The organism is Methylobacterium sp. PvP105 (assembly GCF_017876975.1).
In the GTDB taxonomy this organism is placed as follows: Bacteria; Pseudomonadota; Alphaproteobacteria; order Rhizobiales; family Beijerinckiaceae; genus Methylobacterium; species Methylobacterium radiotolerans.
Map to the genome: position 1 here is coordinate 5,384,419 of NZ_JAGIPA010000001.1, position 17,530 is coordinate 5,401,948.

General features: G+C 71.7%; 18 protein-coding genes. 2 read left to right on the forward strand and 16 right to left on the reverse strand.

Annotated elements, in window-relative coordinates:
• Positions 1 to 121: 121 nt before the first annotated feature.
• From J3A75_RS26220 to J3A75_RS26260, 9 genes are all read right to left on the reverse strand, one after another.
• A complete protein-coding gene (locus tag J3A75_RS26220) occupies positions 122 to 2,074 on the reverse strand; it encodes a PrkA family serine protein kinase (RefSeq protein WP_012320894.1) in 1,953 nt (650 codons plus the stop codon).
• Between the two features lie 218 nt (positions 2,075 to 2,292).
• Positions 2,293 to 2,736, reverse strand: coding sequence for an Ig-like domain-containing protein (locus J3A75_RS26225; RefSeq protein WP_012320895.1), 444 nt, complete (start codon positions 2,734 to 2,736; stop codon positions 2,293 to 2,295).
• A 120-nt stretch (positions 2,737 to 2,856) separates the two neighbouring features.
• Positions 2,857 to 3,276: a hypothetical protein gene (locus J3A75_RS26230; protein ID WP_012320896.1), complete on the reverse strand. Its 420-nt coding sequence runs from the start codon at positions 3,274 to 3,276 to the stop codon at positions 2,857 to 2,859.
• Positions 3,277 to 3,355: 79 nt separating this feature from the next.
• On the reverse strand, positions 3,356 to 3,859 hold the full coding sequence (locus J3A75_RS26235; RefSeq protein ID WP_071000050.1) for a MerR family transcriptional regulator: 504 nt from the start codon (positions 3,857 to 3,859) through the stop codon (positions 3,356 to 3,358).
• 113 nt (positions 3,860 to 3,972) lie between these two features.
• The gene (locus tag J3A75_RS26240; RefSeq protein WP_012320898.1) at positions 3,973 to 4,293 is read right to left on the reverse strand and encodes an integration host factor subunit alpha; all 321 of its coding nucleotides are present in this window, start codon (positions 4,291 to 4,293) and stop codon (positions 3,973 to 3,975) included.
• 167 nt (positions 4,294 to 4,460) lie between these two features.
• Entirely contained in the window at positions 4,461 to 5,468 is a 1,008-nt protein-coding gene (locus J3A75_RS26245; RefSeq protein WP_012320899.1) for a beta-ketoacyl-ACP synthase III, read from the reverse strand.
• 99 nt (positions 5,469 to 5,567) lie between these two features.
• Positions 5,568 to 6,602 carry a phosphate acyltransferase PlsX gene (gene plsX / locus J3A75_RS26250; protein WP_029359109.1) on the reverse strand — a complete coding sequence of 345 codons (1,035 nt, stop codon included), beginning with the start codon at positions 6,600 to 6,602 and terminating at the stop codon, positions 5,568 to 5,570.
• Positions 6,603 to 6,747: 145 nt separating this feature from the next.
• Positions 6,748 to 7,278: a YceD family protein gene (locus tag J3A75_RS26255; RefSeq protein WP_029359110.1), complete on the reverse strand. Its 531-nt coding sequence runs from the start codon at positions 7,276 to 7,278 to the stop codon at positions 6,748 to 6,750.
• Positions 7,275 to 7,844, reverse strand: coding sequence for a ubiquinol-cytochrome C chaperone family protein (locus J3A75_RS26260; RefSeq protein ID WP_012320902.1), 570 nt, complete (start codon positions 7,842 to 7,844; stop codon positions 7,275 to 7,277). Before J3A75_RS26260 ends, J3A75_RS26255 begins: the two co-directional genes overlap by 4 nt.
• Positions 7,845 to 7,999: 155 nt before the next feature.
• Between J3A75_RS26260 and J3A75_RS26265 the strand changes: the two genes are divergently transcribed.
• Positions 8,000 to 8,497 carry an outer membrane protein assembly factor BamE gene (locus tag J3A75_RS26265; RefSeq protein WP_012320903.1) on the forward strand — a complete coding sequence of 166 codons (498 nt, stop codon included), beginning with the start codon at positions 8,000 to 8,002 and terminating at the stop codon, positions 8,495 to 8,497.
• Here J3A75_RS26265 and J3A75_RS26270 read toward each other — a convergent pair.
• From J3A75_RS26270 to J3A75_RS26285, 4 genes are all read right to left on the reverse strand, one after another.
• Positions 8,434 to 9,165 (reverse strand): HAD hydrolase-like protein, encoded by a 732-nt coding sequence (locus J3A75_RS26270; protein ID WP_071000051.1) that lies wholly within the window; start codon positions 9,163 to 9,165, stop codon positions 8,434 to 8,436. The genes J3A75_RS26265 and J3A75_RS26270 overlap by 64 nt on opposite strands.
• A 1-nt stretch (position 9,166) precedes the next feature.
• Positions 9,167 to 11,080 carry a PAS domain S-box protein gene (locus tag J3A75_RS26275; RefSeq protein ID WP_071000052.1) on the reverse strand — a complete coding sequence of 638 codons (1,914 nt, stop codon included), beginning with the start codon at positions 11,078 to 11,080 and terminating at the stop codon, positions 9,167 to 9,169.
• Positions 11,081 to 11,193: 113 nt separating this feature from the next.
• Positions 11,194 to 12,285, reverse strand: coding sequence for an alkene reductase (locus J3A75_RS26280; RefSeq protein WP_063111086.1), 1,092 nt, complete (start codon positions 12,283 to 12,285; stop codon positions 11,194 to 11,196).
• A 194-nt stretch (positions 12,286 to 12,479) separates the two neighbouring features.
• Positions 12,480 to 14,624 carry a sodium-translocating pyrophosphatase gene (locus J3A75_RS26285; RefSeq protein WP_012320907.1) on the reverse strand — a complete coding sequence of 715 codons (2,145 nt, stop codon included), beginning with the start codon at positions 14,622 to 14,624 and terminating at the stop codon, positions 12,480 to 12,482.
• Between the two features lie 485 nt (positions 14,625 to 15,109).
• On the opposite strand from J3A75_RS26285, the gene J3A75_RS26290 reads away from it, so the two are divergent.
• On the forward strand, positions 15,110 to 15,481 hold the full coding sequence (locus J3A75_RS26290; protein WP_071000053.1) for a hypothetical protein: 372 nt from the start codon (positions 15,110 to 15,112) through the stop codon (positions 15,479 to 15,481).
• Here the strand turns inward: J3A75_RS26290 and thiL are convergent.
• Genes thiL through ribH form a run of 3 tightly spaced genes read right to left on the reverse strand, consistent with a single transcriptional unit; the run spans position 15,401 to position 17,500 of the window.
• Entirely contained in the window at positions 15,401 to 16,396 is a 996-nt protein-coding gene (thiL, locus tag J3A75_RS26295; protein ID WP_063111085.1) for a thiamine-phosphate kinase, read from the reverse strand. The two genes, J3A75_RS26290 and thiL, sit on opposite strands and share 81 nt — an antisense overlap.
• Positions 16,397 to 16,400: 4 nt before the next feature.
• Positions 16,401 to 16,994 carry a transcription antitermination factor NusB gene (gene nusB / locus J3A75_RS26300; protein ID WP_024829033.1) on the reverse strand — a complete coding sequence of 198 codons (594 nt, stop codon included), beginning with the start codon at positions 16,992 to 16,994 and terminating at the stop codon, positions 16,401 to 16,403.
• A gap of 11 nt (positions 16,995 to 17,005) precedes the next feature.
• Positions 17,006 to 17,500, reverse strand: coding sequence for a 6,7-dimethyl-8-ribityllumazine synthase (gene ribH / locus J3A75_RS26305; RefSeq protein ID WP_012320911.1), 495 nt, complete (start codon positions 17,498 to 17,500; stop codon positions 17,006 to 17,008).
• Positions 17,501 to 17,530: the final 30 nt, after the last annotated feature.

Below are 17,530 nucleotides of genomic sequence, written 5' to 3' on the forward strand. Positions count from 1 at the left end.
AATGGATCCCTCTTTCGCAGCAGGGCCGAGATCTTCGCCGGCCGGTCGTCCGAAACTGTGGCGGCGGAGGGTCGGAACGGGGCCCGGCCGACCCGGCGGACCGGTCGAGCCCCGTCGCCCCTCAGCCGGCCTGCTTCACCCGCATGTACCACTCCACCAAGCGGCGGACCTGCCGCTCGGTGTAGCCGCGCGCGACCATGCGCTCGACGAACTCACCGTGCTTCTTCTCGGTCTCGCCGTCCTTCTTCGAGCCGAAGGAGATCACCGGCAGCAGCTCCTCCACCTGGGAGAACATCCGCCGCTCGATCACCTCGCGCAGCTTCTCGTAGGAGGTCCAGCTCGGGTTGCGGCCGCCGTGCTGCGCCCGGGAGCGCAGGGCGAACTTCACGACCTCGTTGCGGAAGTCCTTCGGGTTGGCGATCCCGGCGGGCTTCTCGATCTTGGTCAGCTCCTGGTTCAGGAGCTCGCGGTTCATCAGCTGGCCGGTCTCGGCGTCCTTGAAGTCCTGGTCCTCGATCCAGGCATCGGCGTAGTCGATGTACCGGTCGAACAGGTTCTGCCCGTAATCGTGGTACGATTCGAGGTAGGCCTTCTGGATCTCGTGGCCGATGAACTCCGCGTAGCGCGGGGCCAGCTCGGTCTTGATGAATTCCAGGTACTTCTTCTCGGTCTCGGGCGGGAGCTGCTCGCGGCGCAGCGACTGCTCCAGCACGTACATCAGGTGCACCGGGTCGGCCGAGACCTCGGTGGTGTCGTGGTTGAAGGTCGCGGCCAGCACCTTGAAGGCGAAGCGGGTCGAGATCCCGTCCATGCCCTCGTCGACGCCGGCCGTGTCCTTGTACTCCTGCATCGAGCGGGCGCGCGGGTCGACCTCGCGGAGCGACTCGCCGTCATAGACCCGCATCTTCGAGAAGACGTTGGAATTGGCGTGCTCGCGCAGCCGCGACAGCACCGAGAACCGCGCCAGCATCTCCAGCGTGCCGGGCGCGCAGGCCGCGTCCGACAGCTCCGAGCCGGAGATCAGCTTCTCGTAGATCCGCTGCTCCTCGGTGACGCGCAGGCAGTACGGGACCTTGATCACGTAGATCCGGTCGATGAAGGCCTCGTTGTTCTTGTTGGTCTTGAAGGTCTGCCACTCGGCCTCGTTCGAGTGCGCCAGGATCACGCCGGTGAAGGGGATCGCGCCGATATTCTCGGTGCCGACGTAGTTGCCCTCCTGCGTCGCCGTGAGCAGCGGGTGCAGCATCTTGATCGGCGCCTTGAACATCTCGACGAACTCGAGGATGCCCTGGTTCGCCCGGTTCAGGCCGCCCGAGTACGAGTAGGCGTCGGGATCGGCCTGCGACAGGGTCTCGAGCCGCCGGATGTCGACCTTGCCGACGAGCGACGAGATGTCCTGGTTGTTCTCGTCGCCCGGCTCGGTCTTGGCGATGGCGATCTGGCGCAGGCGCGAGGGCCGGACCTTGATCACCTTGAAGCGCGAGATGTCGCCGTTGAACTCGTCGAGGCGCTTCAGTGCCCAGGGACTCATCAGGCCGGTCAGCCGCCGGCGCGGGATGCCGTAGCGGCGCTGGATCTCCTCGCCCATCGTCTCGGGGTCGAACAGGCCCAGCGGGCTCTCGAAGACCGGCGAGACCTCGTCCCCGGCTTTGAGTACGTAGACGGGGTGAACCTCCATCAAGAGCTTCAGCCGCTCGGCCAGCGACGACTTACCGCCGCCCACCGGACCGAGCAGGTAGAGGATCTGCTTGCGCTCCTCCAGCCCCTGCGCGGCGTGGCGGAAGAACGAGACGATCCGCTCGATCGTCTCCTCCATGCCGTAGAATTCGCGGAAGGCCGGGTAGGTCCGGATCGTCCGGTTCATGAAGATCCGGCCGAGGCGCGAATCCTTGGCGGTGTCCACGAATTCCGGTTCGCCGATCGCCGCGAGGATGCGCTCGGCGGCCGAGGCGTACATCAGGGGCTCGTCGCGACAGGCCTCGAGATACTCGGAGAGCGTCATCTCCGTGTCGCGGCGGGCCTCGTACCCTCGGGCGAAGCTCTGGAAAAGGTCGTTCGTCGCATGCATCGGCATTCGATAACCCTCTCAGACCGTGACAGCTTCATCCTGTCTCGGCTCGGATGCAACCGACAGGCCCGCTTTTGTCGCAGTGCGGCGAGCGTGGCGCCCGGCATGTCGATTGCATGCAACACTCCGCAGCGCTGAAGGCGGCACGGACGAGACTCCGTGCCGCCCCCGGACGGCTGCCGGGGCGGCAGAACTGCTCAGAGACCGGGGCGGCCGGAGCCTGCTCACAAATCCGTGCCCTCTTTCTTGCCGTCGTCTCCCGATTTGGTACCCGCGCCCCCGACCGTGATCTTGACGGTCTGCGTCTGGACTTGCCCGTCGGAACTCTTGACCTCGAACGTCACCTCGTCGGTGCCGGTGAAGCCGTTGTTGGGCTGGTAGAACAGCGCCTGGACGGCCGCCTCCTTGTTGGGACAGCGGTAGCTCGCCGGCGTCTTCAGCTTGCCGACCTTGGTGATCACCGACCCGTTCTTGGGCGGTCCCGAGACCTTGAACTCGGGCATCGGCCCAGGAGAACAATCCTTCTTGAGGTTCGGCGCGATCTCGATGCGGACCGTCTTGCCGGGCGCCACCGTCTTGGTTCGGCTGGTCGGCGCCTGGGCCAGGGCGGGCCCGGCCAGTGCCATGCTCCCTGCGAGCAGCGCGGCGAGCGGACGTAGGGCGATCATGGCAGCGTCTCTCCAAAGCCGACCCGGGGCCTCTCCCCGGACACGTGTCCGGATGCCCCGTTCATCGGTCCAGACCATGTGGGGACGCCCCGCACGGGCGTCGAGGGCCCGGGCGGCGGCTTAATTCTGGAGGGCCGCCGCGACGATCCCGGTGATGCGGGCGATCTGCGCGGCGTCGAACTCGCCGGCCAGCGCGGCGGCGAGCCGCCCCTCGACCCGCGCCCGCTCCCCGGCATCGGCCACCGGGACGGGGGGAATCTCGTCCTCGGCCAGGCGGCAGACCCGGCGGATCGTCTCGGCCGCCGCCAGGAGTTTCTCCCGGTCGGTGGGACCCATCTCCCAGAGCGGATTGCGCAGGCGGCTGATCACCCGCTTGGCGTCGCGGTACTCCCGGTCGACGCCGGTGGCCGCCTCGATCTGGCTGACCAGGAACATCAACTCCAGGACTTCGGACGCCGCCTCCGGGCAGGTGCGGACGATCCGCATGATGCGGGCCATCAGCTCCTGGCTGGGCGTCAGCTTGGATTTGGGCGCGGCCATGCGGGCGACAACGCGAGTTGTTGCCGGAAAGTTCGCCTGCCGCGTGTGGGGCCCGGGCCCGTCGAGTCCGGCGGGGCCCTCAGGCCTCCGCGTCGGGCAGCTCGCGCAGCTCGTCGAGCAGGGCGCGGCAGGCCCGCAGCTCGTCCAGGGCCTCGGCCAGGGCCGCCCGGTCCGAGGCCTCGAGCGTCCCGGCCCGCGTTCCGGCCCGGCTCGCGGCCTCGGCCTCGACCTCCTGAAGCAGGGGCTCGGCCGCCACGGCCTCGCCGCGACCGACGGCCTGCACGAAGCGGACGCCGTTCTCCTTGAGGACCCGCTGCGCCCCCGCGATGGTGTAGCGCTGCACGTGCAGGAGGTGGCGGATGCCGGCGACGAGCTCGATGTCCTGGGGCCGGTAATAGCGCCGCCCGCCCGCCCGCTTCACGGGTCGGATCTGGCCGAAGCGGGTCTCCCAGAACCGCAGCACGTGCTGGGGCACGTCGAGTTCCTCGGCCACCTCGCTGATCGTCCGGAACGCGTGGGCGCTCTTCTCGCCGCTCCCGGTCGGCGGGTCGTCGGTGGATGCGGCGGCGAGGGCTGGCGGCATGGGCAACTTACGGAGCGGGGCGAAGCAGCGCGATCTTGCCGGCTCGCAGGGCCGCACTCAAGCCTGGAGTCCGGCCGATCCGGCCGCGCTCCCGGACGGTGACGCCCGCGCGGTCAATCGTCGTCGTGCTCACCCGCGCCGTTCAGGCCGTTGATCTTGGCCTTGAGCACGTTGGAGGGCTTGAACACCATCACCTGCCGCGGCTCGATCGCGACCTCGACCCCGGTCTTGGGATTCCGACCGACGCGCTTGCCCTTGCTGCGCACCACGAAGGAGCCGAACGAGGACAGCTTCACCGTCTCGCCGCTCGCGAGGCAGCTGCAGATCTCGGACAGCACGGTCTCGACGAGGGCGGCCGACTCGGTCCGCGACAGGCCCACCTGATGGTAGACGGCCTCGCTCAAGTCGGCGCGCGTCACCGTCTTGCCTGCCATGCCGTGCCCCCTCGCCCGCATCCCTCGCCCCATGACGCACGACGCGGCACCCTTGGCCGCGCCGAACGCTGAAGGCGTATCCCTATGATCCGGCACGCTAATCGGCGCTCCGCCCCCGGTCAACCGCGCCGTGGCAGCGAATCGTTTCGCGCGCGCCGCCGGAGGCCTCACCAGCGGATCAGCGCCGCGCCCCAGCTGAACCCGCCGCCGATCGCCTCGATCATCACGAGGTCGCCCGCCCGGATGCGGCCGTCCCGCCGCGCCACGTCGAGGGCCAGGGGGATCGAGGCCGCCGAGGTGTTGCCGTGGCGATCCACCGTCAGGACGATCTTGTCCCGGGCGACCCCGAGCTTGTCGGCCGAGGCCTCGATGATCCGGCGATTGGCCTGATGCGGCACGAACCAATCGAGTTCCTCCGCGGTGATGCCCGCCTGCGCGAAGGCCTCGACGATCACGTCGGTGACCTGCCCGACGGCGAAGCGGAACACGTCGCGGCCCTCCATGCGCAGGTGGCCGGTGGTGCCGGTGGAGCCCGGGCCGCCGTCGACGTAGAGCTTCTCCCGGTGGCGGCCGTCCGACCGCAGGCTCGCGCTGAGGACGCCGCGGTCCCCGGCCCCCTCCTGCGCCTCCAGCACGACGGCGCCGGCGCCGTCGCCGAACAGCACGCAGGTCGTGCGGTCCTCCCAGTCGACGATCCGCGAGAAGGTCTCGGCGCCGATCACGAGGGCCCGCCGGGCGGCCCCCGTGGTCAGGAACTTGTCGGCGGTCGAGACCGCGAAGACGAAGCCGGCGCAGACCGCCTGCAGGTCGAAGGCCGCGCCCTGATGGATGCCCAGCGCCGCCTGGATCTGGGTCGCGGTCGCCGGGAAGGTGTGATCCGGCGTCGAGGTGGCGCAGATCACGAGGTCGATGTCGTCCGCGGTCAGCCCGGCATCGTCCAGGGCGGCCCTGGCCGCGCGCGTGCCGAGGACCGAGGTGGTCTCGTCGGGACCCGCGAGGTGGCGCTGGCGGATGCCGGTGCGCTGGACGATCCACTCGTCGGAGGTGTCCACCCGCTCGGCCAGGTCGGCGTTCGTCACCACCCGCGCGGGCAGGCTCGATCCGGTCCCGACCACCACCGAGCGCAGAGGGGGGACGCGCCGGTGCTGCCCGGGGTCAGTGCGGAGGGTTGCCATCATTGTCCTTCCCGGACGACACCAGCTTCACAATCTTCGGTTGTGAAGCTGGTGTCGTCCGTTTTCCATCCCGTCCGTCGACGGAGGCCCGGGCCGGCGTCAGGCCGGCGCCAGCGCCGCCGTCTGGTCGAGCATCTCGCGGATCGTGCGGATCATGTCGTGCCGCGCCATGTCGTGCGCCAGATCGATCGCCGCGGCGAAGCCCTGCGCGTTCTCCGAGCCGTGGCTCTTGATCACGATGCCCTCGAGGCCGAGGAACACCCCGCCATTGGCCCGGCTCGGGTTCATCTTGTCCTTGAGGGCCTTGAAGGCCTGCCGGGCGAACAGCGCCCCGATCTTGGCCGACAGCGTCCGGGTCATGGCGGCGCGGAGATACGTGCCGATCTGCTTGGCGGTGCCCTCGGCGGTCTTGAGGGCGATGTTGCCGGTGAATCCCTCGGTCACCACCACGTCGACCGTGCCGCGGCCGAGGTCGGTGCCCTCGACGAAGCCGTGATAGGTGAGGCCGGGGCTCTCCATCTCGCGCAGGATCCGGGCGGCCTCCTTGACCGCCTCGTTGCCCTTCATCTCCTCGGTGCCGACGTTGAGCAGGCCGACGGTGGGGCGGTCGAGGTCGAACACGATGCGCGCCATGGCCGAGCCCATCACGGCCATCTCGACGAGGTGCTCGGCATCCGTGCCGATGGTGGCGCCGACGTCGAGCACGACGCTCTCGCCGCGCACGGTCGGCCACAGGCAGGCGATGGCGGGCCGCTCGATGCCCGACATGGTCTTCAGGCAGATCTTCGACATCGCCATCAGCGCGCCGGTGTTGCCGGCCGACACGCAGGCGTCGGCCTGTCCGTCGCGGACCGCCTGGATCGCCTGCCACATGGACGACTTGCCCCGGCCCTGGCGCACCGCCTGGCTCGGCTTGTCGTCCATGGCCACGGCCACGCTGGTGTGGCGGATCTCGACGCAGTCCTTGAGCCGGGCCTCCTTGGCGACCAGGGGCGCGATCACCGCCTCGTCGCCGAACATCAGGAAGGTGGTGCCGGGATGGCGCTCCCGGGCCAGCGCCGCGCCGGGCACGACCGTGGTGGGCCCGTGGTCGCCACCCATGGCGTCGAGCGAGATGCACACGCGTTGGGACATGTCGGTAGCGGGTCGCGGGTCTCGGCGGGAAAGGGGTTCGGACGGCGGCGGGACGGGGCCCGCCGGGCGCGGCGGACCATAGCGATACCGGCCCGGCGGGCAAATGAAATCGGCCGGCGGGCGGTTCCGGCCGGACGCGACGGCCTCAGCCGTCGCGGTCGCGGAGCTTGCGCAGGCCGTCCAGGGGCCCCGCCTCGTCGCCCGCCACGACCGGCTCGAAGGCGATGCCGGGCTTGCGCGGGTACGGGTCGAGGCCCAGCGCCAGGAACTCGGCGGTGAGCGCGCCGAAATCGATGCGGCCGCCCACCAGGGGGTCGGGGATGTCGGCGTCCTCGGCGTCGGTGCCGGCGAGCCGGTCCGTGTCGGTGAACACCACCTCGACGGGTTCCCGGACCGGCGCCTCGAAGGGTTCGAGGCTGACGGTGCAGACCTGGGTCACCAGGGCCTCCACGGCTCCGGTCACGGTGAGGCGGCTGGTCGCCCCCTCGATGGCGAAGCGCCCGACGAGGTCGCGGATCCCGGGGATCCCGAAATCGGCGGCGAGCGCCGCGCACTCGGCCGGGGTCGCCTCCACGGTGACGGCGCCGCGTCCCTGGGGCAGGCGCTCGACATTGACCCAGCGCGCGAGCGGGAAAGCGTCCTGTCTGGCATCGCGGCTGCTGGCATCGCGGCTCATGCGCGTCCTCCGTGATCAGGGCCGGCCGGTGCCGGCGCGAAGCCCGCGGGCTCCGGGAAGGGCGGCCCGGCCCCGAGGAGGCCGTCGAGATCGGCCCCGGCCAGCGCCGCGTCGGCCGCCCGCACGTAGGCGGTGAGGCCGCGCCCGTCACCCTCGCCGCCGAGCACGTTGCGGACGAGGGCCGCCTCCAGGGCCGCGGCGTCGCCGGCCTCCAGGGCGGCGTCGTAGCCCTCGGCCCGGCCGTAGAAGGCGGCGCCGAGCTTCTTCATCCGCTTGGACACGCCCATGTCGCCGACGCCCAGCTCGCGCAGCGAGGCGTCGAGCTGGGTGAAGACGGAGTTCACCAGATCCTGCGCCACCTCGGCGGCCGGGGGCGGCAGCCGGTTCAGCCGGCGCAGGACCAGGATGGCGTGCAGGCACAGGGACTCGAACCGGCCCTCCACGGTGTCGGGCACGCCGAGATCCGTGTAGAGGCCCGGCCGGCGCGCGGCCTGGCTCAGGGCGACGTGCAGCCCCTCGACGGCGCGGCGGCGCGCGCCCGCGCGGCGGAACAACCCGGCGATCATCGGTGCGGAACCCCGGCCCTCTGTGGCCAAGCTTGCCTTGTCAAAGCCATAACCCCGCGGTACGGCAACCCACGCCCAGGGCGCAAGCGCCGTCGGAGCCCCGTGCCGGCGGCGACGGTCGCGCCCCGTCCGTCAACACGCTCTCTGGGGGCCCGATGCGGCGCCGTTTCGTCCAGTCCTTCGCGCGCCTCGCCCTGCTCGGCCTCGCGGCAGGCGGCCTGTCCGGCTGCATCGGCGAGGAGCTGCGCCACGGCTACCAGGTCGATCAGGCGGCGCTCGCCACGATCAAGCCCGGCATGGGCCCGGAGCAGGTGCTGCAGATCCTCGGCACGCCCTCGACCGTGTCGACGGTCGGCAACAAGTCCTGGTACTACATCTCGCAGAACACCCGCCGAACGATCATGTTCCTGGGCGAGCAGGTCGAGGACCAGAAGGTCACGGCCGTGTACTTCACCCCCGCCTTCAAGGTCGAGCGCGTGGCGCTCTACGGCCTGCAGGACGGCCGGATCTTCGACTTCATCGAGCGCACGACGCCGACGAGCGGCGCCGACCGCGCCTTCCTCAGCCAGCTGTTCCGCGGCCTGACCCGCTACGAGCCGTTCGGCAGCGGCAGCGGCACCAGCATCGTGCCGGGCGCCAATCGCGGCATGTGACCGGCCCCGCCCGCCGCGAGGCGGGCGATCTCTCCCGGCTCCGAGAACAGGTGCTCGGGGCCGAGGGACGCGAGGGCCCGCGGGTCGGTGTAGCCCCAGGCCACGGCCCCGAACGGGCAGCCGAGAGCGCGCGCCGCCTCGAGGTCGCGGATCTCGTCGCCGATGCAGAGGGCCCGGTGCGGCGGCACGCCGGTCCGCGCGAGCAGCGCCCACAGCCGGCGCGCCTTCCCGAAGATCGACGCCCCGCAGGCGTAGGTGCCGATGCGGGCGGCACTGTCCGGCCCGAGCACCCGCCGCACCGTGTCGGCGCGATTCGACGACAGGATCGCCAGCGGCACGCCCGCCTCCGCGACCGCGTCCAGCATCGCCGGGACGCCGGGAAACAGGGCGATCTGCCCGGCGTCGCGCGCGGCCAGCGCGTGCATGTGGCGGGCGATGAGCGGCAGCTTCCAGCGCGGGATGCCGAGATGGGCGACGATCGCCCGGGCGCCCTGGAGCCGGAGCTCCTCCACCTCGTGGGCCTCGACCCGCCGGAACCGGTAGCGGTCGGCGACGCCGTTCAGCACCGAGCAGAACCACGCGAAGCTGTCGGCCAGCGTGCCGTCGAAGTCGAGGACGATGAGACCCGGCCCGGGCGCGGCCGGCCTCCGGGCCGGCATCCGGGTCATGTCAGGTCCGCAGGTTCTCGAGCGGGACGCTGAGCCGCATCAGGAGACCGCCCGGCGCCCAATCGTGCTCCAGCACCCCGTCGAGCTGGCCGGCGACGCTGCGCTCCGCCAGCACCGTGCCGAACCCCTTCCGGGACGGCGCGCCGGCGACCTGCGGGCCGCCCTCCTCGCGCCAGGTCAGCGTGTAGCGGCCCGCCTCACGGATCCCGCTGAGCGAGACGGCGCCCTCCCGGGTCGAGAGACCGCCGTACTTGACCGCGTTGGTGGCCTGCTCGTGCATGATCAGCGCGAGGGCCGTGGCGGTGCGCTCGCCGATCTCGGCATCGTCCCCGGAGATCACCACGCGCGCCCGCCCGCTCTCCTCGTAGGCGGCCATGATCAGGCGCATCAGCCCGAGCACCGTCTGGCCGGCGACCGGCGGGGCGCTGTCGGGGGAATGCGGGCGCACGTACTCGTGGGCCCGGGCCAGGGCGCCGAGCCGCTCGCGGAACGCGGCCACGAACGGCTTGGCCGCGGGGTCGGTCCGAGCGGTCAGGGCGGCGAGGCCGCCGACCACCGCGAAGATGTTCTTGATCCGGTGCGACAGCTCGCGGATCAGCAGGTCGCGGGCCTCCTCGGCGCGCTTGGCCTCGCGCAGGTCGCGGGTGACGGTGGCGTAGCCGATCTCCGCCCCGGTCGGGTCGCGCACCGGGAAGATGTTGTAGAGCACCGCCAGCGGCTCGCCGGTGACGAAGTGCCGGAAGGCGAGCTCGCCCTCCCAGAACCCGTCCCGGCGCACCGCCGGCATGACGGTCTCGGCCAGGATCCGGCGGCTGTCGTCGGTGAAGAAGTCGGGCACCGTCTTGGCGCGGGCGGCCGCGAGGTCGGGCAGACCGACCAGGGCCAGGGCCGCCTCGTTGAGGTGGGTGATCGCGCCCTCGAGGGTGCAGAGCCCGATGAAGTCCTTGGAGGTCTCGACGATCGCCGCGAGCTTGCGGGCCTCGGCCTCGGCGCGCTTCAGGTCGTCGATGTCGGTGCAGGTCCCGAACCAGCGCTCGATCCGCCCCTCGGCGTCCCGGATCGGCATGGCGCGCCCCAGGGTCCAGCGGTAGTCGCCGCTGTTGTGGCGCAGGCGGTACTCGATCTCGTAGGGCTCGCCAGTGGCCAGCGAGTGGCGCCAGCGCGCCCAGGCCCGGTCCTGGTCCTCGGGATGGAACATCCCGTTCCAGGCCTCGCCGTCGGTGGAGCCGTGGGGGACGCCGGTGAACTCGTACCAGCGGTCGTTGTAGTAGTCGTGGAACCCGTCCGGCCGCGTGGTCCAGACCATCTGGGGCATCGCCGAGGTCATCACGCGGAAGCGGCGCTCGCTGGCGGCGATCTCCGCCTCGCGGGCGGCGACCTGCGCCAGCGTCCGGCGGTGCTCCAGCAGGCTGGAGATCTGGCGCGCCAGTGCCAGCAGGGTCGCGGTCTGCTCCGAATCGAGGCCGCCCGGCCGCGGGGCCCGGTCCAGCACGCACAGCGCGCCGAGGGGGATGCCGTGGCCGCCGCGGATCACCGCGCCCGCGTAGAAGCGGTAGGCCGGCGCCCCGGTGACGAGGGGGTTCTCGGTGGTCCGCGGGTCGGCGGTCAGGTCCGGGATGATGAGAAGGTCACCGGCCTCGATCGTGTGGGCGCAGACCGAGCAGTTGATCGGCAGCTCGCGCTTGCCGAGGCCAAACTCCGACTTGAACCATTGGCGCTCGGCGTCGACGAGGCTGACGAGCGCGACCGGGGCCCGGCAGACATAGGCGGCGACCCGCACGAGATCGTCGTAGAGCGGCTCCGGCTCGGAATCGAGGATCGCGAGGTCGCGCAACTCCGCGATCCGGGCCGCGGCGCTCCAGCGCCCGTCGGTCGGTCCGGCTTCCGCGAGCGCGTGAGGTGCAGGCACATCCATGGTCCTGCCATCACATAGGTGCGCGACGGTCCGCTGCCAAGGAACCGCCGCGCTTTCCTGCCGCACCCCTGCCGCACCCGCGCGGATGCGGCAGGGGTCCCGAAGACGGCGCGTCAGGCGGCGCGTGACTCGGTCAGCGTCGGATAGTCGACGTAGCCCTCGGGCCCCTGGCTGTACCACGTCGCGGCGTCGTCCTTGTTGAGCGGCGCGCCCTTGGCGATGCGCTCGACGAGGTCCGGATTGGCGATGAAGGTCCGGCCGAACGCGATGGCGTCGGCCTCGCCGGCATCCAGGGCCTTCTGGCCGCTGATCCCGTCATAGTCGGCGTTCAGGATCATCGGGTTGCGGAACACGCGCCGCATCGCCGGGGCGATCGGCGGGTGGTCGGCCTTGCCGAAGGTGCCGTTCGGTCCCGGCTCGCGCATCTCCAGGAAGGCGATCCCGGCATCGGCGAGCGCCTGGGCGGCGGCGACGAACAGCGGCTCCGGGTTCGAGTCGTTGCAGCCCTGGATCGCGCCGTTCGGCGAGAGGCGCACGCCCGTGCGCTCCGGCCCGGCGACCTTCGCCACCGCCTCGGTGACCTCGCGCAGGAGTCGCACGCGGTTCTCGATGGAGCCGCCGTACTGGTCGGTGCGGTGGTTGGTGCCGTCGCGGAGGAACTCGTCGATCAGGTAGCCGTTCGCGGCGTGGATCTGCACCCCGTCGAACCCGGCCGCCAGGGCGTTGGCGGTGGCCCGCTCGTAATCGGCGAGCAGGCGCGGGATCTCGGACACCTCCAAGGCGCGGGCCTCGCTGTAGGGCTTCTTGCCGGAATAGGTGTGGGCCTGGTCGGGGGCCGTCGTGGGCGAGGACGAGACCGGCTTGGCGCCGCCGAGGAAGTCCGAATGGACCATCCGCCCCATGTGCCAGATCTGGCAGACGATCTTGCCGCCCCGGTCGTGAACGGCCTTCACGATCGGCCGCCACGCGTCGACCTGGGCGTCGGACCAGATGCCCGGCGCGTAGGGCCAGCCGAGGCCCTCCTGGCTGATGCCGGTGGCCTCGGTGAGGATCAGGCCGGCACCGGCGCGCTGCGCGTAGTACTCGGCCATGATCGGGGTCGGAACGTGCTCGCGGGTGCCGCGGCCGCGGGTCAGCGGAGCCATGAAGATCCGGTTCTTCGCCTCGATGGCGCCGATGCGGATCGGGTCGAGCAGGGACGGCATGGGTTACCTCGTGCTGGCGCGGCGGGGGCCGCGTCCGGGTTTAATCCGGCGCCGAGGTGGCGCTGCGGCGCCGCGATGCCAAGGTGTTGCGCCGCAGGACTGACCGTCGCGTGCGGGTACGCACACGGCGAGACGGGAAGGGCCGGGCTCTGCGAAGAGCCCGGCCCCGTCGACGCGCCCCAGCCCCGCGGAACTCAGCTATGCGCCAGCACGGCGAGCAGCAGGAGGGCGATGATGTTGGTGATCTTGATCGCCGGGTTCACCGCCGGACCGGCGGTGTCCTTGTAGGGGTCGCCGACCGTGTCGCCGGTCACCGCCGCCTTGTGGGCCTCGGACCCCTTGCCGCCGTGGTGGCCGTCCTCGATGTACTTCTTGGCGTTGTCCCAGGCGCCGCCGCCCGAGGTCATCGAGATCGCCACGTAGAGCCCGGTGAGGATCACGCCGAGCAGGCTCGCGCCCACGGTCGCGAAGGCCTGGCTCTTCCCGGCGATGAACTGGATCACGAAGAACAGCACCACCGGCGACAGGACCGGCAGCAGCGAGGGGACGATCATCTCCTTGATCGCCGCGCGGGTCAGCATGTCCACTGCCCGCCCGTAATCCGGCCGGTCGGTCCCCTGCATGATCCCGGGCTTGGCCCGGAACTGGCGCCGGACCTCCTCGACCACCGCGCCCGCCGCGCGCCCGACCGCCGTCATGGCGATGCCGGCGAACAGGAACGGGATCAGGCCGCCGAGCAGCAGCCCGACCACCACGTACGGGTTGGAGAGCGAGAAATCGACGCTGACCCCCTGGAAGAAGCGGTACTGCGTCGGGCTCGCATGGGCGATGAAGTAGTTCAGGTCCGACGTGTAGGCGGCGAACAGCACCAGCGCGCCGAGGCCCGCCGAGCCGATCGCGTAGCCCTTGGTCACCGCCTTGGTGGTGTTGCCGACCGCGTCGAGGGCGTCAGTCGACTTGCGCACCTCGGCGGGCAGGCCCGCCATCTCGGCGATGCCGCCGGCATTGTCGGTGACGGGTCCGAACGCGTCGAGGGCGACGATGAAGCCGGCCAGCGCCAGCATGGCGGTGACCGCGATGGCGATGCCGAACAGGCCGGCGAGCGCGTAGGTGCTGATGATGCCGGCCACGATCACGATGGCCGGGAGCGCGGTCGATTCGAGCGAGATCGCCAGCCCCTGGATCACGTTGGTGCCGTGCCCGGTCACCGAGGCGTCGGCGATCGACTTCACCGGGCGGAAGTTGGTGCCCGTGTAGTACTCGGTGATCACCACGATCAGCGCCGTGATGGCGAGCCCGATCACCGCGCAGCCGAACAGGGCGCCCGACGTGAAGGTCAGGCCGGTGGAGGTGGTGAAGCTCGTCGAGAAGCCGCCGAACAGGGTCATGTTGACCGCCGCGATCGCCGCGATGGAGAGCACGCCGGCGGCGATCAGCCCCTTGTAGAGGGCGCCCATGATCGACTGGTTGGCGCCGAGTCGCACCGCGTAGGTGCCGGCGATGGAGGTGAGGATGCAGGCCGAGCCGATGGCGAGCGGGTACAGCATCATCGGCTCGAGGACGTTTCGGTCACTGCCGCCCGCGCCCGAGAAGAAGATCGCGGCCAGCACCATCGTGGCGACGACCGTCACCGCGTAGGTCTCGAACAGGTCGGCCGCCATGCCGGCGCAGTCGCCGACATTGTCACCGACGTTGTCGGCGATGGTGGCGGGGTTGCGCGGATCGTCCTCCGGGATGCCGGCCTCGACCTTGCCGACGAGGTCGCCGCCGACATCGGCCCCCTTGGTGAAGATGCCGCCGCCGAGGCGGGCGAAGATCGAGATCAGCGAGGCGCCGAAGCCCAGCGCCACGAGGGCGTCGATCACCTCGCGGCTCGACGGCTCGAGATGGGCCGCGCGGGTGAGGAACAGGTAGTAGAGGGCGACGCCGAGGAGCGCGAGGCCCGCGACCAGCATGCCGGTCACCGCCCCCGACTTGAAGGCGACGTCGAGGCCGCCGCCCAGCGAGGTCGAGGCGGCCTGGGCGGTGCGGACATTGGCCCGCACCGAGACGTTCATGCCGATGAAGCCGGCCGCGCCCGACAGCACGGCGCCGATCAGGAAGCCGACCGCGACCTTGATCCCGAGGAAGACGGCGAGGAGGACGAACAGGACGACGCCGACGAGGCCGATCGTCGTGTACTGCCGGCGGAGATAGGCCTGCGCGCCCTCGGCGATGGCGGCGGCGATCTCCTGCATGCGCTGCGTGCCGGCGTCGCGCCGCATCACGTCGAGGATCGTGACGATGCCGTAGGCGACGGCGCAGAGCCCGCCCGCGATGATCAGGACCAAGGGAATCATTCGACCGTCCTTGTTATTATCGTGCCTGGCGTGGGCTTGTGATTGTCGAGCTTGGCCGCCGGACGACGGCCATGGGACGCGGTGCTCGGATCCGGGGCTTTCCTTCCCAGAACAATGCCTTGATTGCCAAACTTCGCCGGTGAGCGCAAACGCCGCGTGGGCGGACGGCGCCGGGATCGAGTCCCGTGGCGCGGCGCGCCGACGCGTCCCGGACTCGAAAAACTGCATTATGATGCAAATGCCGTTCCCGGCCGGCCGCCGCCGGCCCGCTCTCGCGGGCACCGCGCGACGGGTCAGAGCCGTTCCCGATCGATCCGGGACGGCGGCGATGCCCGGGCCCGTGCCGAACGAGGCGCGGGTGCCGGGACCGGGTTCGCTGTCCTTTCCGGCCGTTGCAGCAGGATCGGGAACGGTCCCCGCGGCCGTTAACCCTGCCTTAACCAACCGATATTCTATTTTTGGTTGTATTCTGACGGGGGTTCGCCATGAGCAGCGACCAGGCCGCCAAGCTGGCGGCGACGATCGAGGTGTTGAGCGGCGCGGTCGGGTTCCTGATCGCCGAACGGGTCGCGGCGCAGCCGCTCGCGATCCAGGACGACCTGCTGTCCGTGCTGCAGCGCGCCCTGTCCCGGGCGCCCGGCGCGGGCGAGGACCCGGTCGGCCGCTGGATCCCGGTGGTCGCCGCCGAGATGATCGGGGAGGTCCGGGGCCAGATCGGCCACCCGGCCGGGGCCGCCGCCGGCCCGATGACCGCCCGACCGGACGCGATCCGGGCGTCAGAAGTGGCTGAAGGCCCCGGCCGCGAACACGCGCTCGGCGCCATCGCGCATTTCGAAGCGCGGCGGGCCGTCGCCTGAGGTGACGGTGCCGATGGCGGCGACGGCGATCCCGGCGGCCGCGGCCTCGGCCCGGAGATCCTCCAGGCGCTCCGGCGCGACGGTGCAGAGGATCTCGTAATCGTCGCCGCCGGTCAGGACCGCCTCGATCAGGGCGGGCTCCGCCGCGCAGGCGCTCTGGGCGGCCCCCGAGAGCGGCACGTCGGCCACCGCCACCCGGGCGGTGCGGCCCGCCCCCAGCATCTTGGCGAGATCCCCCGCGAGGCCGTCGGAGACGTCCATGGCGGCGGTGGCGTGGCGGCGGACCGCCGGCGCGGCGGCGAGCCGCGGGCGCGGGTGCAGGTAGCGGTCGGCGAGTTCGGCCCGCTGCGCCGGGTCGAGGCCTGACGCCCAGGGGGCGTCGGGCTCCAGGCGCATCCGCAGGCCGAGGGCGGCGTCGCCGATCGTGCCGGTGACGCAGATCCGGTCGCCGGCCCGCGCGGTGGTGCGCCGCACGATGGTGCCGGTCGGCACCTCGCCGAACGCGCTCACCGAGATCAGCGCCGGCCCACCGGAGCGCACCGTGTCGCCGCCCAGCAGCGGGCAGCCGGCCGCCGCGGCCGCCGCGCCGAGCCCCTGCGCGAAGCCGTCGAGCCAGGCCTCCGTCCAGTCGTCGGGGAGCGCCAGGGTCAGCAGGAAGCCGCGCGGGACCGCGCCCTTGGCGGCGATGTCGGAGAGGTTCACGCCGAGGGCCTTGCGGGCGATCGAGGCCGGCGGATCCTCCGCGAAGTAGTGGATCCCCGCCACCACGGCGTCGACGGTGAGGACGAGGTCGTGGCCCGGCGCGGGCGTCAGCGCGGCGGCGTCGTCCCGGAGCCCGTCGGCGCCCGGCCCGGCGAGCGGGGCGAAGTAGCGGGCGATCAGCCCCTCCTCGGAGGCGCGGGCCGGCCCGGCCAAGGCTTCAGGCCTTCCCGGCCGACGGTTTCCCAGCCGCAGCTTTGCCGGGGAGCGGCTTGGACGAGCCCGGCTTGCCGGAGGCCTTCGGGGCCCCGACCTCGCCCGGCCGGACCTCGCGGGCGACCCGGTCGAGGACGGCGTTGACGAGGCCCGGCTCATCGGCCGTGTAGAAGCTGTGGGCCACGTCGACGTATTCCGAGATCGCCGCGGCCGCCGGCACGTCGCGGCGGAACATCAGCTCGTAGGCGCCCGCCCGCAGGATCGCCCGGAGCACGATCTCGATGCGCCGCAGCGGCCAGCCCTGGGCGAGGGCCTGGTCGAGCTTCGGGTCGATGGCGCGCTGCTCCTCGACCGTGCCGCGCAGCAGGTCGCGGAAGAAGGCGGTCTCGGCCGGGGGATGGGCGATCCCGTCGACCTCCTGGCCGATCCAGAAGGCCTCGAACTCGGCGAGGGCGTCGAGCACGCCCTTGCCGGAGATGTCCATCTCGTAGAGCGCCTGCACGACGGCGAGGCGCGCGCCGCTGCGCGGGCTGATCTTGGCGGGAGCGCCGGCAGTGTCGGTGCCGGTCTCCGGATGGGTGTCGGGGGTCCCGGTCATGGGTGTATCCGTCATCGCGGGCGCGCGCCGTCGGCCATACGCTTCAGGGCGAGCACGCCGAGCGCCGCCTCGGCGGCACCGCCGCCCTTGTTCATCTCGGCGACCCGGGCGCGGGCGAGGGCCTGCGCCTCGGTCTCGACCGTGAGGATGCCGTTGCCCAGAGGCACCCGGCGCTGCACCGACAGGTCCATGAGCGCCCGGGCGCTCTCGCCGGCGACGATGTCGTAGTGGCCGGTCTCGCCGCGGATGACGCAGCCCAGCGCCACCACGGCGTCGTAGGCCCCCGTGTCGAGCAGGATCGCCGCGGCGGCGGGGATCTCCAGGGCTCCCGGCACGGTCACCACGGTGGCCCGGGCGTCGGCGGCCTCGATCGCCGCCAGGGCGCCGGCGAGGAGTTCGTCGGCGATCGCGTCGTAGTAGCGCGCCTCGACCACGAGGATCCGGGCGCCGGCGAGCGCCGGGTCGGTGGGCTTGGGCGCCGAATCGGCGCGGGTATGGGCGACCATGGCTCTCGTCCGGCCGGGTTTTCGGGAATG